The organism is Vibrio sp. 1078-1, assembly GCF_033340475.1.
In genome coordinates this window covers 1-599 of sequence record NZ_JAWOWM010000582.1, presented here as the reverse complement: position 1 = coordinate 599, position 599 = coordinate 1, and the positions used below count along the sequence as shown (strand labels likewise).

General features: G+C 46.1%; 1 protein-coding gene. It reads left to right on the top strand.

The window, feature by feature from the left end:
* Positions 1-599, top strand: a 599-nt coding sequence (locus R7190_RS28910) for an EAL domain-containing protein (protein WP_318138072.1), incomplete at both ends; no start/stop codon positions are given.

The window sequence follows — 599 nt, the reverse complement described above, 5'->3', positions numbered from 1 at the left end:
CGCGATTCTCAAGCAGAATATCATTACGTATAGCCAACCGATTGTGCACGCTTACAGTCATCTTCCTGCCAGCCAAGAATGTCTGGTGCGGATTTTAGAAGAAGACGGAACAGTGATTGCTCCAGGGCGATTTTTACCGATCATCTCAGACACGCATTTGTACACCAGATTGAGTCGTCACATGATCCGCTCGACGCTGCATTACATGCGAGATAAGAAAGGAGATTTCTCGATTAACCTGTCTCCGCAAGATTTGTTGAGCGACAAAACGTTGATGTTGCTGGAGCATGAAATCAGCCAGTTGAATGACCCGACGCGGATAGGGCTGGAAGTGCTGGAGTCTGAACAGATTAAAGATTACGGTCGTATGATAGAAGTGTGCAGCCATTTCAGAAAACTGGGTGCGCGCATTATCGTGGACGATTTTGGTTCTGGACACTCCAATATTGATGAGATCTTAAAGTTAGAGCCGGAAGTGATAAAGCTGCATGGCAGCTTGATTAGAGACATCGATAAGGATTTAAAGCAGCGCAAAATAGCTTCTCAGTTGGTGCGTTTGTGCCAGGTGTTTAATGCAGAAACGGTCGCAGAGTTTGTGC